Origin of the sequence: Desulforhopalus singaporensis (genome assembly GCF_900104445.1) — a bacterium.
GTDB lineage: Bacteria > Desulfobacterota > Desulfobulbia > Desulfobulbales > Desulfocapsaceae > Desulforhopalus_A > Desulforhopalus_A singaporensis.
This window is the reverse complement of record NZ_FNJI01000033.1, coordinates 17,025-34,016: the sequence shown is the minus strand read 5'-3', so window position 1 is coordinate 34,016 and position 16,992 is coordinate 17,025. Positions and strand designations below refer to the sequence as shown.

At 53.4% G+C, this 16,992-nt stretch carries 15 protein-coding genes; all 15 read left to right on the top strand.

The genetic code is table 11. The features are described from left to right. Window positions 1-25: 25 nt before the first annotated feature. The 15 genes from BLQ17_RS17955 to murC all read left to right on the top strand — a co-directional run bounded on the left by BLQ17_RS17955 (window position 26) and on the right by murC (window position 16,992). Window positions 26-634, top strand: coding sequence for an SAM-dependent methyltransferase (locus tag BLQ17_RS17955; protein ID WP_092225379.1), 609 nt, complete (start codon window positions 26-28; stop codon window positions 632-634). A gap of 70 nt (window positions 635-704) precedes the next feature. After that, window positions 705-1,454: a YebC/PmpR family DNA-binding transcriptional regulator gene (locus tag BLQ17_RS17950; RefSeq protein WP_092225377.1), complete on the top strand. Its 750-nt coding sequence runs from the start codon at window positions 705-707 to the stop codon at window positions 1,452-1,454. A 17-nt stretch (window positions 1,455-1,471) separates the two neighbouring features. Then, a complete protein-coding gene (gene ruvC, locus BLQ17_RS17945) occupies window positions 1,472-1,954 on the top strand; it encodes a crossover junction endodeoxyribonuclease RuvC (RefSeq protein WP_092225375.1) in 483 nt (160 codons plus the stop codon). A gap of 124 nt (window positions 1,955-2,078) precedes the next feature. Further along, window positions 2,079-2,768, top strand: coding sequence for a Holliday junction branch migration protein RuvA (gene ruvA, locus BLQ17_RS17940; RefSeq protein ID WP_092225374.1), 690 nt, complete (start codon window positions 2,079-2,081; stop codon window positions 2,766-2,768). Further along, window positions 2,765-3,823: a Holliday junction branch migration DNA helicase RuvB gene (ruvB, locus tag BLQ17_RS17935; protein WP_092225372.1), complete on the top strand. Its 1,059-nt coding sequence runs from the start codon at window positions 2,765-2,767 to the stop codon at window positions 3,821-3,823. Before ruvA ends, ruvB begins: the two co-directional genes overlap by 4 nt. Before the next feature lie 102 nt (window positions 3,824-3,925). Next, the gene (panB, locus tag BLQ17_RS17930; RefSeq protein WP_092225369.1) at window positions 3,926-4,762 is read left to right on the top strand and encodes a 3-methyl-2-oxobutanoate hydroxymethyltransferase; all 837 of its coding nucleotides are present in this window, start codon (window positions 3,926-3,928) and stop codon (window positions 4,760-4,762) included. Window positions 4,763-5,161: 399 nt separating this feature from the next. Beyond that, window positions 5,162-5,617, top strand: coding sequence for a division/cell wall cluster transcriptional repressor MraZ (gene mraZ / locus BLQ17_RS17925; protein WP_176761302.1), 456 nt, complete (start codon window positions 5,162-5,164; stop codon window positions 5,615-5,617). Next, window positions 5,617-6,525: a 16S rRNA (cytosine(1402)-N(4))-methyltransferase RsmH gene (gene rsmH / locus BLQ17_RS17920; protein ID WP_092225365.1), complete on the top strand. Its 909-nt coding sequence runs from the start codon at window positions 5,617-5,619 to the stop codon at window positions 6,523-6,525. The genes mraZ and rsmH overlap by 1 nt, the downstream gene beginning before the upstream one ends. 9 nt (window positions 6,526-6,534) lie before the next feature. After that, window positions 6,535-6,927: a hypothetical protein gene (locus BLQ17_RS17915; RefSeq protein ID WP_092225363.1), complete on the top strand. Its 393-nt coding sequence runs from the start codon at window positions 6,535-6,537 to the stop codon at window positions 6,925-6,927. Window positions 6,928-6,936: 9 nt separating this feature from the next. Continuing rightward, complete coding sequence (locus BLQ17_RS17910; protein WP_092225361.1) at window positions 6,937-8,835, top strand: PASTA domain-containing protein; 1,899 nt, start codon at window positions 6,937-6,939, stop codon at window positions 8,833-8,835. Window positions 8,836-8,872: 37 nt separating this feature from the next. After that, entirely contained in the window at window positions 8,873-11,965 is a 3,093-nt protein-coding gene (locus BLQ17_RS17905; protein ID WP_092225359.1) for a UDP-N-acetylmuramoyl-L-alanyl-D-glutamate--2,6-diaminopimelate ligase, read from the top strand. Between the two features lie 41 nt (window positions 11,966-12,006). Next, window positions 12,007-13,086 carry a phospho-N-acetylmuramoyl-pentapeptide-transferase gene (gene mraY, locus BLQ17_RS17900; protein ID WP_092225357.1) on the top strand — a complete coding sequence of 360 codons (1,080 nt, stop codon included), beginning with the start codon at window positions 12,007-12,009 and terminating at the stop codon, window positions 13,084-13,086. Further along, entirely contained in the window at window positions 13,086-14,495 is a 1,410-nt protein-coding gene (gene murD / locus BLQ17_RS17895) for a UDP-N-acetylmuramoyl-L-alanine--D-glutamate ligase (RefSeq protein ID WP_092225355.1), read from the top strand. Before mraY ends, murD begins: the two co-directional genes overlap by 1 nt. After that, window positions 14,492-15,607, top strand: a complete 1,116-nt coding sequence (murG, locus tag BLQ17_RS17890; RefSeq protein ID WP_092225353.1) for an undecaprenyldiphospho-muramoylpentapeptide beta-N-acetylglucosaminyltransferase — start codon at window positions 14,492-14,494, stop codon at window positions 15,605-15,607. The genes murD and murG overlap by 4 nt, the downstream gene beginning before the upstream one ends. Then, window positions 15,607-16,992, top strand: coding sequence for a UDP-N-acetylmuramate--L-alanine ligase (gene murC / locus BLQ17_RS17885; RefSeq protein WP_092225351.1), 1,386 nt, complete (start codon window positions 15,607-15,609; stop codon window positions 16,990-16,992). The genes murG and murC overlap by 1 nt, the downstream gene beginning before the upstream one ends.

The window sequence follows — 16,992 nt, the reverse complement described above, 5'->3', positions numbered from 1 at the left end:
CAAAGATATACAAATGGACTAAAACGTGCGTAAAATAAACGACTACTATTCAAAAAAGGCCAAAAAGAACAAATATCCTGCCCGGTCAGTTTACAAGCTTGAAGAGGTGCAGCAGAAGTACAAATTCCTTCGTCGGGGTGACAGTGTCCTTGATCTCGGGTGTTATCCCGGGAGCTGGTCCCTGTTCGCCGCGGAGGTCGTCGGGCCCAAGGGGATAGTGGTGGGGGTGGACCTGCAGCAGGCGGATCGTAGCCCACGACCCGATTCCGCACCTATTCACTGGCTGACCCAGGATATTATGGAGCCGGAGCTTATTGGTGCGGTGCGAAAATATCGCCCGGCTTTCAAGGTGTTGATATCCGATCTCGCGCCGAAAACCACCGGCAACAGATGGGCCGATGCGCAGAAATCGCTGATTCTTGTCCGGCAGACTCTGATGCTGGCCGAGGAGTTGCTGCTCAATAAGGGGCACTATCTCTGTAAAGTGTTCCAGGGAGAGGATTTTCCCGATTTTGTTGAAGAAGTGAAGAAAAAATTTGTAATGGCGAAGGTACTCAAGCCCAAGAGTTCAAGGGTCGAGAGTAGAGAAGTTTTTGTCCTGGGAATGGAATTTAAAAAACATGTGATTGATTAGACAGAGTTCGCATTTCCCGAACAAAAAGCAGCTAAAATCAAGATGAACCAACAGTGTTAACAGGTGTAATATGTCAGGACATTCCAAGTGGTCAACAATTAAGAGGAAAAAAGGTGCCATCGACGCCAAGCGCGGGAAAATTTTTACCCGCCTGATCAAGGAAATCACCGTTGCGGCCCGTTCCGGCGGCGGCGATCCGGAAGGCAACCCGCGGCTCAGGACAGCAATCGCCGCAGCTAAAAGCGAAAATATGCCCAAGGACAATATTACCAGGGCGATTAAAAAAGGTACCGGCGAAATAGCGGGTGAGGTGTATGATGAAATCCTCTACGAAGGATACGGACCGGGCGGTGTCGCTGTTCTGGTGGAATGTCTGACCGACAACCGTAACAGAACCGTTGCCGATGTACGTCATTATTTTGCCAAAAGTAACGGAAATCTCGGGGAATCAGGCTGTGTCAACTGGATGTTTGACAAGAAAGGTCTGATCCTCGTAGATAAAGAGACCATATCTGAAGACGAAATAATGGATATGGCTCTTGAAGCGGGTGCCGACGATGTGGTCGAGGAGGAGTCTGAATACCAGATTCTGACATCTGTCGAGGACTTTGAGGATGTTCGCGGAGCACTGGAGGAGAAAGGCGTGAAATTCGTAGACGCCTCGGTTTCCATGATTCCCCAGAATACGGTTGAGGTCGCTGATGAGAAGGTCGCAAAATCCCTGCTCAAGCTCATGGAAAATCTGGAAGATCACGATGACGTCCAGAATGTCTATGCAAACTTCGACATTGATGATGAGTTGATGGAACAGTTGTCGTAATTCGAGGCTGTAGAGCCGTGGAGAGAATTATAGGGATCGATCCGGGAAGCAGGATCACCGGATACGGGATAATAGATGCGGCGCCGGGCAGTTTGAAATTCGTTGCATGCGGGGTTGTCAAGACCAACCCCCGCCATCCTTTCTCCCACCGGCTCAATGAAATTTTTGAAGGGATAAACGAAGCGATTCAGACCCATGGCCCGGTGGTTGCCGCCGTTGAGGATCTGTTTATGGCAACGAATCCCAGATCGGCACTGAAACTCGGTCACGCAAGGGGGGCTGCGGTGGTTGCTGCAATGCAGAACGGTCTGCTGGTGTGCGACTACAGTCCGCGCCTGGTCAAGCAGGCTGTCGCCGGTTACGGACAGGCTGAAAAGAGCCAGGTGCAGCACATGGTGCGGGTTTTACTCTCTCTTTCAGGATCGCCCAGCACCGATGCCGCCGATGCCCTTGCCGTTGCCATATGTCATGCCAATCAATACCGGCTGGCCCTGAGATAAAGAACCTGTCCGGTCATCAGGAAGAATCGCCATCAATTGTGCGCTTGTCGTTGTACAAACGATGACATTGTCATATATTGCCTCTACTGTTTAAATAAAGATGGTATGACCGGGCAGATGAAGAATGCGGGCACGATTTGCCATCAGTTACGTCTTTTACGTCAATATTTCCGCAATAAAAAAACATCCAGGTATGATCGCGACGCTTTTGGGAAAGGTACTGGTGAAAAATGCGGACCGGGTTGTGGTCGATGTCAGCGGTGTCGGCTACGAGCTCCTGGTGTCCGCCGATACGGTATCAAGAATGCCGGAAACGGGTGAAGATGTCTTCTTCCATGTCCATACCAATGTCCGGGAGGATGCGATTACGCTTTACGGTTTCTTGGAGGAGGAGGGTAAGGAGCTTTTTTTGATCCTGAAGACCGTTTCCGGGATCGGGCCCAAGCTCGCTCTGTCGATATTGTCCGGCCTGCAGGTTGCGGATATTTGCAGCGCTATCGTCGCCGCCGATATCAAAAGATTGACTGGGTTGCAGGGGGTGGGGAAGAAAACCGCCGAAAGGATCTGCGTTGAGTTAAAGGAAAAAGTGGGGCATCTGGCGGCAGCCCGGAGAATCTCGACAGACTCGGTACCGTTTTTTGCCGCTCATGATGGTGTCGAAAGCGACGCATTGTCGGCGCTGACCAACCTGGGCTACTCCGACAACGTTGCACGGGGAGCGCTGGCAGCGGTTAAGAGCCGACATGATGAAAAAGCGTATGAGGCTCTGTCGGTGGAACAACTCATCCGTGATGCGTTGAGGACTCTTGCATGAATATTGAAGAAGATATCCGATCAAGCGACGATCGACTGGTCAGCCCTGGAAAACAACAGGATCCGGAGCAGTCAAACGAAAACGCGCTACGCCCCAAAAAACTTGTCGACTATATCGGCCAGGAGCAGGTGCGGAAGAGTCTGTCGATTTTTATCCAGGCCGCTCTTGGTCGCCAGGAACCGCTTGACCATGTGCTGTTTCACGGATTCCCCGGACTTGGCAAGACGACTCTCTCCTATATCATCGCCAACGAGATGGGTGCCGGGATAAAAGTCACCTCGGGTCCGGTCATTGAAAAACAGGGAGACCTTGCCGCCATCCTGACCAGCCTGCAGGAAGGAGATGTCCTGTTTATCGATGAGATCCATCGCCTCAATCACGCCGTTGAAGAGGTGCTCTATCCGGCCATGGAGGATTTTCAGCTCGACCTGATTATCGGTCAGGGACCCGGTGCCAGGTCGGTCAAGATGGATCTGCCGAAATTTACCCTCGTCGGCGCAACCACCAGGACCGGATTGCTGACTCCCCCGTTGAGAGATCGCTTCGGAGTTATCCTGCGCCTGGAGTTCTATGCTCCTGAAGAGCTTGTGGCCATAGTCCAGCGCTCAGGCAGAATTCTCGGGATGGAGGTCGATAAAACCGGGGCGCTGGAGCTGGGTAAACGTTCCCGGGGAACTCCCCGGATTGCCAACCGGTTGTTGCGACGGGTCCGTGATTACGCCGAAGTGGGAGGGCACCGGGTGGTCGACAAAAAGGTGGCGGATGAAGCTCTGAACCTGCTGGGCGTCGATCAGTACGGACTGGACGATATGGACCGGCGGATAATGCTGACCGTGATTGATAAATTCGATGGAGGGCCAATCGGCCTTGAGACCCTGGCAACGGTGGTCTGTGAGGAGAAGAACACCCTTGAAGATGTGTATGAGCCGTTTCTCATCCAGTCGGGCTTTATCAAAAGAACGCCTCGCGGCCGTGTTGCCACGGCCAAGGCTTATCAACACTTTGACCGCCGGGTTCCCCGGCACCTAACGGCGCAACCGTCACTGTTTGACTGATTTCCGGGCAGGTGGTCCGGTTGCTCGGGGATTGCTGCAAACGCAGATTATTAATTAAGCAGGTGGTGAAACATCCACAGGAGTACAATCAGGAGAGAGGGGATGCGTAAGACGCTGGCGGATATAAAACGGATGAAGGTTGAAGGTAGGAAAATTTCCATGCTGACAGCATATGATGCCTCGATGTCCAGACTTATGAGCGGATGCGGAGTGGATATGCTTCTGGTGGGGGACTCCCTTGGCATGGTCATGCTCGGTTATGAAACCACTGTTCCCGTATCCATGGACGAGATGATTCATCATTCGCGGGCCGTCCGGCGTGGAGCTCCTGACAGTTTTGTCGTTGGCGACATGCCTTTTGGGTCCTACCAGACTGGGGAAAGAGATGCTGTCATTAACGGCACCAGATTTTTGAAGGAGGCCGACTGCGATGCCGTAAAACTTGAGGGGGGACATGCGGTGTGTCCCGTGGTCAAGGCTTTGGTGACCGCCGGCGTTCCGGTGGTGGCGCATATCGGCCTGACACCCCAGACGGCCAGCCAGCTTGGTGGATACAAGGTGCAGGGAAAAGATATAGAAGATGGCGCAAGGCTGGTTGAAGAGGCTAAAGCGCTTGAAAGTGCCGGCGCTTTTGCCGTCATCCTTGAATGTATTCCTGACAAGCTGGCAGAGGTTATCACCGAAACGATTGCCATACCGACCATAGGAATAGGCGCCGGCGTCTATTGCGACGGACAGGTGCTGGTGATCAATGACATGCTCGGCATGTTTGACAAGTTCACCCCCAAGTTCGTGAAAAAATATGCCAATCTGGCACCGCTCATCAAAACAGCTGTCACACAATACGATCTGGAAGTGAAAAATGGCTCGTATCCCACCGCTGACCACAGTTTTACCAGTGACGTTGACTACAGGGCGGCCCTGCTTAACAAGAAGTAAGTGCAATCCATATATGTTCGATATGCCCGGCTGGAACTGTTGCGTTCCCGGCCGGGCAGCTCTTTTGAATCGACCACTCCACTTTTTACCACCCTCTGATTTTTCCCCTTTTTATCTGTTCTGGTTTGTTTCTGTAAACCACTTGAAAACACATGTGTTATTGCGTCTGGGGTCAGTTTGTGGCAAAAACGAATTTTTGCTAGAAAAGTCACTTTATGTTGTATGCGTCACGAGACGTGGGCACCATATGTGGTAGCGCGTTCCGTTTTTTCTTCTCTTTTAACGCTTTGAAGTTTCGTCTATTTTTTCCTTGACACTCATTCGGTTACTGATATAAAAAAGGAGTGGAGTGGAGTAAAGTGGTTTTTATGGGAGCAGAGAGGGAACAAAGGGGCGTCTGTGGGGCAGACACGATTTCGTAGCAGGACAGAGCACAATCTGGACGAAAAAGGGCGGCTGATTTTCCCCAGCCGTTTTCGCGACGTCCTGCGTCAACATGGCTCCGACATTCTGATGATTGCTCCCTGGAAATCTCATTTGCGGGCATATCCCCTGGCGGAGTGGGAATTACTTGAGACAAAATTATTGACACAAGGTGGCGAGCAACCCGGGCTTGGGAGTTTTGTCCGCTATGTAGTCGGTGGTGTAACTGAGTGCGTTCTCGACAAACAGGGCCGGATCCGTCTTCCTCCCGATCTGAGAAACGATGCGAATTTGACGAGGGAAGTGGTGCTTACCGGGATGATAGACTGGGTTGAAATCTGGAACAAGGACGATTGGTACGCTGAAACCAGGTCTACCCGCGATAGTTTTGAAAAACATGAGGCCGGACTTGCCAAGCTGGGGATTTTCTGATGACGGCTGATTCGGCACGAAAGATTCATGTTTCGGTTCTTCTTGATGAATGTATGCACTATCTGGACCCTCAGCCGGGAAAAACCTATGTAGACGGAACACTCGGTCTTGGAGGACACACCGAAGCAATCCTCGATCTTTCGGCTCCGGACGGCAGGGTCATCGCTTTTGACTGGGATGAAAAAGCGATAGAGCGAGCGGCAAGACGTCTTGAAAAATATGGTAAACGGCTGGTGATTGACAGGCGGAACTTCGCCGACATTTCAACCGGTCTTGCCCGGATGGGGGTAAAGGATATCGACGGGCTGCTCCTGGATGTAGGGCTATCGTCTCTTCAACTCGATATGGGCGAGAGGGGGTTCAGCTTCCAGAAAGAGGAATACCTCGATATGCGTATGGATAATCGAGGGGAGACGACAGCCGCGTCGATTATCGCGCGGGCTACTGAGCAGCAGCTGGCGGATATCTTTTTTTACTACGGACAGGAGCGCCAGGCCCGACCGATTGCCGCGGCCATCGTCGCCCACCGGAAAAAAGAAAAAATAGAGACCACCGGCCAGCTGGTATCGATTGTTGCGGGGGCGGTGCCAAAGCGGTTTCATCCAAAGAAAATACATGTTGCAACCCTGGTGTTTCAGGCACTCAGGATTGCGGTGAACGGCGAACTTGAAAATCTTGCCCGGATCCTTGACGAGGGGGTGGAGTTTCTCAGGCCGGGAGCAACATTTTGTGTGATCTCCTTTCATTCCCTGGAAGACGGGATTGTGAAACGTAAATTCAAAAGCAACAAGAGTCTTGAAATTCTGACACAGAAGCCTGTTGTGCCCAGCAGGGAAGAGATAGCAAATAATCCGCGGGCACGCAGCGCACGGCTGCGGGTCGCGAGAAAGTGTTACGAGAAGAAATAAGGGGGAAAGATGATATACAGCAATACAACCCAGATTCAGATTCGATCAGCCTCCAAGGTTGATTTCCTGTCGAAGCATCGCCGCAGATCGATGGTGGTGCCCGGCAGCATGGCAATGTGGCGTAGAGTTGGTAAAATTGTCCTGATGATTCTGCCGGTAGTGTTGCTGTTCAACATCGTGATTTCCTCTACCTTGAGCAGCATGGACCGGTCCATGTCCCGTATGGAAGCCAAGGTCCAGCAGCTTGAAAACCGCAATATCGACCTGTTGGCGAAAAGGGCGAGATTATGGACGCCTGGAAATATCGAAAAACTCGCAGGGGAAAGGTTGGAACTGTACAGCGCCACCAAGGATCAGGTTGGAAAATTCAACAGAAGACTGGCAACATTCTCCTATCTCTAGTTTTTCTTTATGACTAAACAGTCCCTCCTCAGAATCAGGAAAAATAAAAAGGGGAGGCGGGGGGTACTCTGTCTGGGGCTGCTGGCGGTTCTGGTTGTTGTTATGTATAGCCTGATCAGCCGCTACCACGTTGCCGGGTATCTGTTGCGTTATATAAACAAGCCAGAAAACGGAGGGTCCTCGGGAATTCTTGAACGGGGAACCATCTACGACAGAAACCTCAAGCAGCTTGCTGTCACCTTGGACCGGGTTGCGGTCTTCGTTAGGACCAGGGAGGTTGAATCGATAAGCGATACGGCAATATCGCTCGCTTCAATCCTGTCACTCGATGCAAACAAACTGATTGATCAGCTCGAAAGCGGCGTTCTGAGATTCTGGGTTGCGGAAGATATCAGTGAAGAACAGGAAATAGAGATAAGAAAACTCAACCTGCCGGGAGTACATTTTCAACAGGAGGGGAAAAGATATTATCCCAACGACCTGAGTGCTGCGCATGTCGTCGGTTACGTCGCAGACGGGACCGGGTTGTCAGGCGTCGAATACTATTACGACAGGTTGCTGGCCTCGAGAAAACTCAAGGCACATCAAGCGGGCAAGGTGGTCAGCACGAGTCAGAACCTGGTTCTGACCGTCAATCTCAAGATCCAGCGGCTGCTTGATGAAATTGCAAGAGATATTGCGGCAGCCGATTCTGGAGCGAAGGTTTCGGCGTATCTTGTCGAGGGAGAAACGGGGGAGTTGATCGGTGGTTCTCAATTCCCGGGATTCGATCCAAACAACTTTACCAAATATACCCGTGCAGAACTTGAAAATCTGTTTTTTACAGAGCTCTATCTGCCCGACGCTTTTCGTCTTTTTTTAAAGGATTGCGCAGTACTTTTTGGTGAAGCGGACAGTGGCAGGAAGGTGTTGGCGTGGTCCCTGTCGCCATCACCTGAGAGCCTGGGGATTTACCTGAGGTTCTGGGATCTGCTCCGGCTCGGGGAGAGGACGGCGACCGATTTTTACCGTCAGGATGAATCGCCTGGCGAGAGTGACCCTGGTGTCGCCCAAAAGCTTCCCCTCGTCTCCGATGACGTCGATTTTGCGTTGATTCCCGAGATGACCACGCCGTTCAGGCTTCTCACCGCCTATTCCGCAATACTCGAGGGTGGGCTGGAGAGAACTCCCCATGCGGTGAAATATATTCTGGACACCAAAACGGGCGAGGAGATAGATCTCGGGCGACAGGGCGCAGGTAACTTTTTGTTTGATCCAAGGCTTGCCGACAGTACCAGGGAGATGAAACAGCTTTTCAAGAGCAGGGTGGACTCCTCCCATTCTTCTGCGTTGTACCTGCGGGACCGTGTTGTTGTTGCCGAGACCACGGATCTCAAAGGAAAATATGAAGTTGTAACCGACGACGTTACTTTCGTGGCAATTCCTGCGGGAGAAAAGGACTTGTACCTTCTGGTTGTGTGCAGGTACACACCTGAATATCCCCTGCCGGAGGGGAAAGGGCCGATTCCCGTGGAGGAAGTGATCGACCGCAAAGTTGGTCGTATAGCCATACTGCACCAGGTGGCGCAAACGGTTGCCGACGTTGTAGAGCCCGAACCAGGAGAACAGGGCAACTACCAGGGGCAGAAGGTTGAGGGGGAAGACAAAAGACAAGGCACCGTTTCAGACAAAGATTTGCTTCCAGCGCCACTGGCTATGCCGGACCTTAAGGGGTTGAGTCTTCGCAAAAGTCTTCGCATGCTCCAGGGAGCTGATGTTGAAATAAAAATCAAAGGTACCGGAAGGGTCGTGGACCAGGAGCCCCCGCCGGGGACTTCCCTTGAAAAAATTAAAACCTGCCGGCTCATTTTGGAACAGAGTTCAAAAATGCGTCTTGACAAGATGCGTAAAACACGTCAAGGGCAATAGACAGAAAAATTATCATCTCCAACCCGGTGCCTCATTCATGTTACGCAAAAGCCTCACCCGCCTGTTGGCAAACAGCCAGTACCAGGGGCTATATTGTCCCCCCAATCTTGATGCCAGCACCATAGAACCCCTGGCCGTCACCGCCGATTCGAGAACCGTCTGCCCTGGAAGTTTTTTTGTCGCCCATGCAGGGCTTACCAATGACGGTCACGATTTTATAACCGATGCGGCGGCGGGTGGTGCCGTAGCAATTTTGTGTCAAACCGGGCGGTTGTCCCCCGGGGAGATCGACGGCCTGGTCGGGCGGGGCGTGACGGTGGTGGAAACCGCTGACACCGCCAGAGCGTACGGCATCGTTGTCGCCAACTATTACGATAATCCGGCACAGAGTTTAACCCTCGTCGGGATTACCGGAACCAACGGTAAAACCACGGTCAGTTATCTGGTTGAGCAAGTGCTTGTTCAGGCTGGGGTAAGTGTGGGGGTGATCGGTACGGTGAACAATAGGTACACGGTCCCGGAAAAGGACACCAAGGTGCTGGCGACCCAGCTTACCACGCCGGATCCTCTTGTACTGCACAGGGTGCTGCGGGAGATGGTCGATAACGGGGTCACCCATGTGATCATGGAGGTTTCCTCCCATGCGCTGGCACAGTCCCGCGTCAATACCTTACGATTTGATATCGCAGCGTTCACCAACTTGTCCCGTGATCATCTCGATTACCACAAAGATATGGACAACTATTTTCAATCAAAAATGCTCCTGTTTACCGGGCATCTGGCTGAAAATGCGCAAACCGTGATTCCCCAGTGCCCAGAGTCCGGCGAAGGCCATGAACATGTGCATGCCCTTATGTACCTCAACGACGTGTGTTGCGGTAAAGACCGCCAGTGCATTACCTGGGGCAGGGGAGACAACGCAACGATATCCCTTTCCGAACATATCGAGAGTCTAGATAAATCGACGCTTACCGTTGTCGTCGACGGTGAAAAGATTGGCGTAACCACGCCCCTTGTCGGCTATTTCAACGTCGAAAACGTCCTCGCAGCCATCGGCATCTGTAAGGCAGCGGGAATAGCAATGGACACTACCCGCCAGGCTCTTACTACGGCAGCAGGGGCGCCGGGCAGGCTTGAAAAAGTCGCCGCGGATAAAGGGTGGCGCCTTGACGGTGCGACGGTTATGGTCGATTACGCCCATACCCCGGACGCCCTGCTCAAGGTGCTGACCACCGTCAAAGCTTTGCCCCATGGAAGACTTTACTGTATATTCGGCTGCGGCGGCGACAGGGATCGCGGCAAGCGGCCGGTTATGGGGGCTGTCGCCGCACGTTTCGCCGATGTGGTTATTGTGACCGACGACAACCCGAGAAGTGAGGAGCCCGGCCTGATAATTTCGGAGATCATGGACGGGGTGGCTGAAAGCGGCATGAGAGTGAGGGATATAGAGTGGTTGCTCAGCCAGGAAAACCGGAATGAAAAGGGCTGCGTGGTTGTGAGGCAGCGGGCGGAGGCGATTGGTCATGGGGTCAGGGCCGCCTTGCCGGGCGATATTGTCATCATTGCCGGCAAGGGGCATGAAAACTACCAGCTTACCCGTAATGGGAAAAAATTTTTCGATGACCGGCTGCAGGCGAGAAACGCGCTGTATTCATGGGGGATTGAGCAGCTGCTAAAAGCTACCGGAGGCACCCTGGCAGCAGGAAAGAGCGATGACGCACTGCTTGGAGAAGTTGTCTCCGACAGCAGAAAGTACACCCAAAACGGCATATTCGTCGCGCTCAAAGGGGAAATTCATGACGGTCACGACCATGCGGCGCAGGCTGTGGCAAACGGGTGCCGCTGTGTGGTGGTGGATCACCCCCTGGGGTTGCCTGACGGCTCGTGTGTGCAGATACAGGTGGCGGATACGACCGCAGCACTCGGGGATCTTGCTGCATTCAGGCGCCGGGCTGTAAGAGAGTGCTGCGATCAGGTCGTGGTCGGGATAACCGGGAGCTGCGGGAAAACTACGGTAAAAGAGATGGTTGCCGCCATCTTTAACAGGAAATGGCCTGAAGGAGAGGCGTATCCCGATGGCGTTGTGCTCAAGACGAAGGGCAATTTCAACAACCTGGTGGGGCTGCCGCTGTCACTGCTGCCGCTTGGGGTGCACCAGAGAGGGGTTATCCTGGAAATGGGGATGAACGTTCCCGGGGAAATAGCAAGGCTTGCGGAAATTGCCGATCCGGATATCAGCTGCATAACCAATATCCACGGCGCCCATCTCGCAGGGCTGGGGTCCGTGGAAGGGGTTGCCAGGGCCAAAGAAGAGCTCTATCGCGCCACCTCCGACGAGGCGACCCTGGTGGTAAACCTCGACGATGAGCGAATAAAAAAACTTAGTGAAAACTACCGGCAAAGGCGGGTAACTTTCTCCCTTGTCCCGGTTGATGGCGACAACGCTTGCGACATGCGGCTACAGCCCGATCTATGGGTTGCCGACCGCCGCATGAAAGATGATGGTACCACAACCTTCACGCTCCATCATGGCTTGAATGTTGCGGAAGTCACACTGTTTGTCCCCGGTGAGCATAATGTCGCAAACGCTCTTTGTGCGGCGGCAATCGGGGTAGCGGCCGGGGCGACCCTGGCGCAGATTGCCGCCGGGCTGCGGGATTTTCGTGCACCGGATAAACGGATGCAGATCGTGAAATCGCCGCAAGGATTAAGTATAATCAACGACACCTATAATGCCAATCCGGCTTCCATGAAAGCGGGTCTGACGACCTTGAAACAGATCTGCCGGGGCGGATCGTACGCGGTCCTGGGCGATATGCTGGAGCTTGGCGATGACTCGCAGGCGGCACATTACGACATAGGCAGAGTCGTTGCACGACTGAATATCGACGAAGTCGTGGTAACAGGAGAGTTCAGGAACCATATCCTCTGCGGGGCGGTAGAGAACGGCTTTCCGCGGGAAAGGATAAGGACGTTTGACGATAAAGAGCACGTGGTGTCCTGGCTGATGTCCGAGATTGGGCGCAAGGGCGGCTGCGGTGACGACATGGTCCTGGTCAAGGCGTCGCGAGGTCTGAGATTTGAGACTATCGTCGATGAGCTGCTTGGTGCAGCCGGTGATAACCATTAACGGGAGGGGTGACCTCTTTTCCATACTTTATATAAAAAATTATGCTTTACCATTTACTGTATCCTCTTCACACATTGCTGGGAGGATTAAATGTTTTTCGTTATATCACTTTCCGTGCCATCTGCGGGGCGTTGACCGCTTTTGTAATCGTTTTGCTACTCGGTCCCCTTTTCATCCGGACGATGAAGAAATTTCAGATCGGACAGGTTGTGCGCGATGACGGGCCGGAGACCCATCTGGCCAAGCAGGGTGTCCCCACCATGGGAGGGATGCTGATTCTTTTTTCCATCATGCTCTCGACTTTTCTGTGGGCGCGTCTTGACATTTCCCAGGTCTGGTTGATGATGTTTGTGACGACGTTCTATGGCGGCATCGGCGCTTATGACGATTACCGGAAGATAAAGAAAAAAAATTCCAAGGGGTTGAGTGCCCGCGGTAAACTGGTGCTGCAGGTTGCAGGCGCCTCCGCTGTCGGGTTGTTTATTATTCTGTTACCCGGTTTTGACGGACACCTGAGTATCCCGTTTCTCAAGGACTTTCGCCCGGATCTCGGCTGGTTCTACGTGATTTTTGCCATACTGGTCATCGTCGGGGCATCCAACGCGGTAAACCTGACCGACGGCCTGGACGGGCTCGCCGCGGGACCAACCGTGGTTACCGCCGCCGTTTACCTGGTATTTTCCTACCTGGCGGGTCATGCGGTGCTGGCAAATTATCTGCAGCTGCCATATGTCAATGGCAGCGGTGAGCTGTCGATATTTTGCGGCGCAATATTCGGGGCTTGTCTCGGCTTTCTCTGGTTTAACGCGTATCCGGCGCAGATTTTTATGGGAGATGTCGGATCTCTGGCCCTGGGCGGCGCGTTGGGATCGGTTGCCATTATCATCAAACAGGAATTTTTGCTGGCCATAGTGGGCGGAGTCTTCGTGATGGAAGCTCTTTCTGTTATTTTGCAGGTGGGGTACTTTAAGCTTACTCACGGCAAGAGAATTTTTTTGATGGCGCCTTTTCATCATCATTTCGAGAAAAAAGGCTGGCATGAGACGAAGGTCGTGGTCCGGTTCTGGATCGTGTCGATAATTCTCGGCCTGTTTGCCATTGCAACCCTGAAGCTGCGCTGATGATAAACAACAGATACATAGGAACCGACTCCGGCAAAACAGTAGCCGTCATGGGGCTTGGGGTCTCCGGCAGAAGTGCGGTGGAGTTTGCCCTGGCCTGCGGCGCTAAGGTTATAGTCTCCGATAAACGTTCCCGCGAGCAGTTTGGCGCGCAAGAGCAGGAATTACTGCAGCGGACAGGTGTCGCCTGGGAGGCAGGCGAACACAGTTTCTCATTTCTTGGCCGGGCGGACGTGGTGATTGTCAGTCCCGGAATCGATCTTGACGACCCTTTGTTGAAACGGTTGGCTGAAGCGGGGGTCAGGATAACAGGAGAGCTTGAACTGGTGGCAGAGCACCTCAAAAGCCCGGTCGTCGCGATCTCCGGTACTAACGGTAAAACCACTGTGACCACGCTCATCGGGGAGGTGCTGGCGCGAAGCGGCCGGCGGGTTTTCGTCGGCGGCAACATCGGCACCCCGCTCTATGATTACTGCCTGGAACCTGATTCTTACGACATCATAGTGGTTGAGCTCTCCTCTTTTCAGCTCGATCTCTGTGGAAATTTTGCCCCGGATGTGGGAGTTCTGCTCAATATTAGTCCTGATCATCTCGACAGGCACCGGACCTTTGACCGGTATATTTCGGCCAAGATGAATCTTTTTTCCGGGCAGCAAAGCGACCAGGTGGCAATTGTCAACGGAGACGACCCCAACTGCCAGCATCTTGACCCGGATTACAAGGGGCGCCTGCAGTCCTTTGGAACCGGCAGATACAACGACCTCGTGGTTGTCGGAAATCGTCTGGTGGTAGCGGGAACAAGAGAATATGCGATCGGTGACGGCGACCTGAAAGATGGAGATACCGGGTTTGTCGGGCTCAATTACGGTGCGGCGGTGCTCGCCCTGGAAGCAATGGGATGCCCCAGGGCCCAGATCCAGGAGGGGTTGCTCCAGTTCAAGTCTTTGCAGCATCGGCTGGAATTCGTGACCGAATCGGCCGGAGTGAAATACTACAACGATTCCAAGGCGACCAATACCGGAGCGGTTATCGGCGCCCTGGCACAGCTGCAGGGTCCTGTTATTCTCATCGCCGGTGGACGCGACAAGGGTGAGAATTACCGGCTGCTGCGTCAGGCTGTGGCGCAGAAAGTGCGGCGGGTTATACTGCTGGGGGAAGCCGCTGAGGCGATCGGCCAGGCACTTGCAGACATAGTCGAGACGGATCGGGCATTGGATATGGTTCATGCCGTCGAACTGGCGGCAGGGGCGGCAACCGGGGGGGATACGGTGCTGCTGTCGCCCGCCTGTGCGAGTTTTGACATGTTCGCTTCGTACGCCCAGCGGGGAGAAGTCTTCAAAGCTGCGGTAATGAAGCTTGTACAGCCTGGAAAAGGGGAACATCAAAACAACGGCGAGGTCTCGGTATGACCAGGCGTGACCAGCAAATGCGGCTGCTGCTAACAGGCGGCGGAACCGGCGGACACCTCTTTCCTGCCGTGGCGACAGCCCAGGCGTTTCGCAACAGGTTTCCGGACTGCAAAGTGCTTTTTGTCGGCACCAACCGGAAAATAGACACCAACAGTCTGGCTCGGTACGGGTTCGACAGTGAGACGGTGACCTGTTACGGTCTGAAGGGAAAAAATATCTTCCAGCTCATACGGGCGGTGGCGACTCTTCCCTTTGCCTATATGCAGGCGCTGAAGATAATCCGTAACTTCAGGCCGGATGTAATTCTCGGAGTCGGCGGCTATGTGACCGGACCTGTGGTCGCCGCCGGAAAACAGATGGGGATCGCAACTGTCATCCACGAACAGAATTCCGTTCCCGGCCTGGCCAACCGCAAACTTGGCAAAATTGCCGATCGGGTATGCCTTTCGCTTCCGGGCTCAGGCCAACTGTTTGATGCGGAAAAAATTGTCTATACCGGAAATCCGGTGCGGGAAAATATTCTCAGGCTCGGAGGTGTGGCGCAGGAAAAAAAAGGCGATAAGACCTGTATCCTGGTCCTTGGCGGCAGCCAGGGAGCGCATGCCATCAACGAGCTGGTTCCCCGGGCGCTGGCGCTTGTCCCGGAAAAAAGTCGACAACACCTGAAAATCATACATCAGACCGGCAGCAGAGATGCACAGATGGTAGAAAAGGCGTACCGCACGCTCAAAATAGATGTGGAAGTGGCACCATTTTTCAACGATATGGAAAAAGTATACCGGGATGCCGATTTTCTCATTTCAAGGGCGGGAGCCACAACACTCTCGGAACTTGCCGTTCTAGGCAAGCCCGCGGTGTTAATTCCGTATCCGTTTGCCGCGGACAATCATCAGCAGAAAAACGCTGACTACTATGTGCAGGGCGGAGGAGCCGTTTTGCTGCCGGAGGCCGGTCTCACCCCGGAAAAACTCGCACAAGCGGTGCAGGAGTTGCTTGATAACCCGAAAAAACGTGAAAAGATGGCGGCATCCATGAAAAAGCTCGCCTTTCCTGATGCACCGGAGCGTATCGTCGCCTGCTGTCTTGAGGAAATAGCTAGAAAAAGAAAATAATGTATCGAAAATCCAAACATATACATTTCGTCGGAATCGGCGGCATCGGCATGAGCGGGATAGCGGAGTTGCTCCTCACTCTCGGTTACAGTGTCTCCGGGTCGGATTTGAACAGTTCGGCCATCACAGAAAAGCTAAAGGGCCTCGGGGGTAGAATCTACCAGGGTCACAGCGCTGAATATATCGACGGTGCCGATGTGGTGGTCACGTCGTCGGCCATATCGCTGCAAAATCCGGAGGTGATCAAGGCCAAAGACAGCGGGATACCGGTTGTGATGCGGGCGGAAATGCTTGCCGAACTGATGCGCCTCAAGAAATACGGCATTGCCATTGCCGGGAGTCACGGCAAAACATCGACCACCTCTATGGTGAGTTGGCTGCTGGCTTCGGCAGGGCTCGATCCGACAATTGTCATCGGCGGAAAAGTAGATGCTCTGGGCGGCAATGCAAAACTTGGCCAGGGGGAGTTTCTGGTTGCGGAAGCGGATGAGAGCGACGGTTCGTTCCTCAAGCTGGCTCCGGTTCTTGAGGTAGTAACCAATATAGATCTGGAGCATCTTGATTACTACCGCGATCTTGATCACATAAAAGACACCTTTTTGGAGTTTATCGACAAGATACCTTTTTACGGCGCGGCGGTGGTGTGCCTTGACGATCCCCATGTCGCCGATATCCTGCCGAAAATTCAGAAGCGGACGGTAACGTACGGACTGACTCCCCAGGCCGATGTCTACAGCGACGATATCAGCTGGCAGAACGGGCGGGTGGTGTTCAACGTGAAGAATATCGAAGGTGAGCTCGGCAGGATCAGTATCGCTACGCCGGGAGTGCACAATGTGTACAATGCACTTGCCACCGTCTGCCTGGGAATTGAACTGGAGCTTGGGTTTGACCGGATCAAGAGCAGCCTTGAAACGTTTGGCGGGGTACAGCGCAGGATGCAGTTGAAAGGAAAAATCGGCGGGATAACCGTTGTCGACGACTACGGCCATCATCCCACCGAGATTCGCGCCACTCTTGAAGCAATGAAGCAGGCGTGGCCGGGAAAAAGGCTGGTGGTTCTGTTCCAACCCCACCGGTACAGCCGCACCAGGGCTCTGTTTGACCAGTTCCAGACCTGTTTTCACCAGGCCGACCTGCTCGTAATGTGCGATATATACGGCGCGTCGGAAGAGCCGATACAGGGTGTTACCAGCCTGGCGCTATTGGAGGCTGTAAAAAAACATGGTCAGCGGAATGTCGAGTATATAGGCGATGTCGATCTTATGGCGCAACAACTGATCCCGGTGCTGAAAGAGGGTGATGTTGTGCTGACACTTGGTGCCGGCAATATCGTCAAGGTGGGAGAAGAGATCTTGAGGCTTCTTGAGCCGGGGACGCAGTGA

What these genes read in the sequence shown, in the direction of transcription:
- BLQ17_RS17905 (WP_092225359.1), top strand. Translation starts at nt 8,873, where the DNA reads ATGTTACGCAAAAGCCTCACCCGCCTGTTGGCAAACAGCCAGTACCAG.
- BLQ17_RS17915 (WP_092225363.1), top strand. Translation starts at nt 6,535, where the DNA reads ATGATATACAGCAATACAACCCAGATTCAGATTCGATCAGCCTCCAAG.
- ruvA (WP_092225374.1), top strand. Translation starts at nt 2,079, where the DNA reads ATGCGGGCACGATTTGCCATCAGTTACGTCTTTTACGTCAATATTTCC.
- murC (WP_092225351.1), top strand. Translation starts at nt 15,607, where the DNA reads ATGTATCGAAAATCCAAACATATACATTTCGTCGGAATCGGCGGCATC.
- rsmH (WP_092225365.1), top strand. Translation starts at nt 5,617, where the DNA reads ATGACGGCTGATTCGGCACGAAAGATTCATGTTTCGGTTCTTCTTGAT.
- BLQ17_RS17910 (WP_092225361.1), top strand. Translation starts at nt 6,937, where the DNA reads ATGACTAAACAGTCCCTCCTCAGAATCAGGAAAAATAAAAAGGGGAGG.
- ruvB (WP_092225372.1), top strand. Translation starts at nt 2,765, where the DNA reads ATGAATATTGAAGAAGATATCCGATCAAGCGACGATCGACTGGTCAGC.
- BLQ17_RS17950 (WP_092225377.1), top strand. Translation starts at nt 705, where the DNA reads ATGTCAGGACATTCCAAGTGGTCAACAATTAAGAGGAAAAAAGGTGCC.
- murD (WP_092225355.1), top strand. Translation starts at nt 13,086, where the DNA reads ATGATAAACAACAGATACATAGGAACCGACTCCGGCAAAACAGTAGCC.
- mraY (WP_092225357.1), top strand. Translation starts at nt 12,007, where the DNA reads ATGCTTTACCATTTACTGTATCCTCTTCACACATTGCTGGGAGGATTA.
- murG (WP_092225353.1), top strand. Translation starts at nt 14,492, where the DNA reads ATGACCAGGCGTGACCAGCAAATGCGGCTGCTGCTAACAGGCGGCGGA.
- panB (WP_092225369.1), top strand. Translation starts at nt 3,926, where the DNA reads ATGCGTAAGACGCTGGCGGATATAAAACGGATGAAGGTTGAAGGTAGG.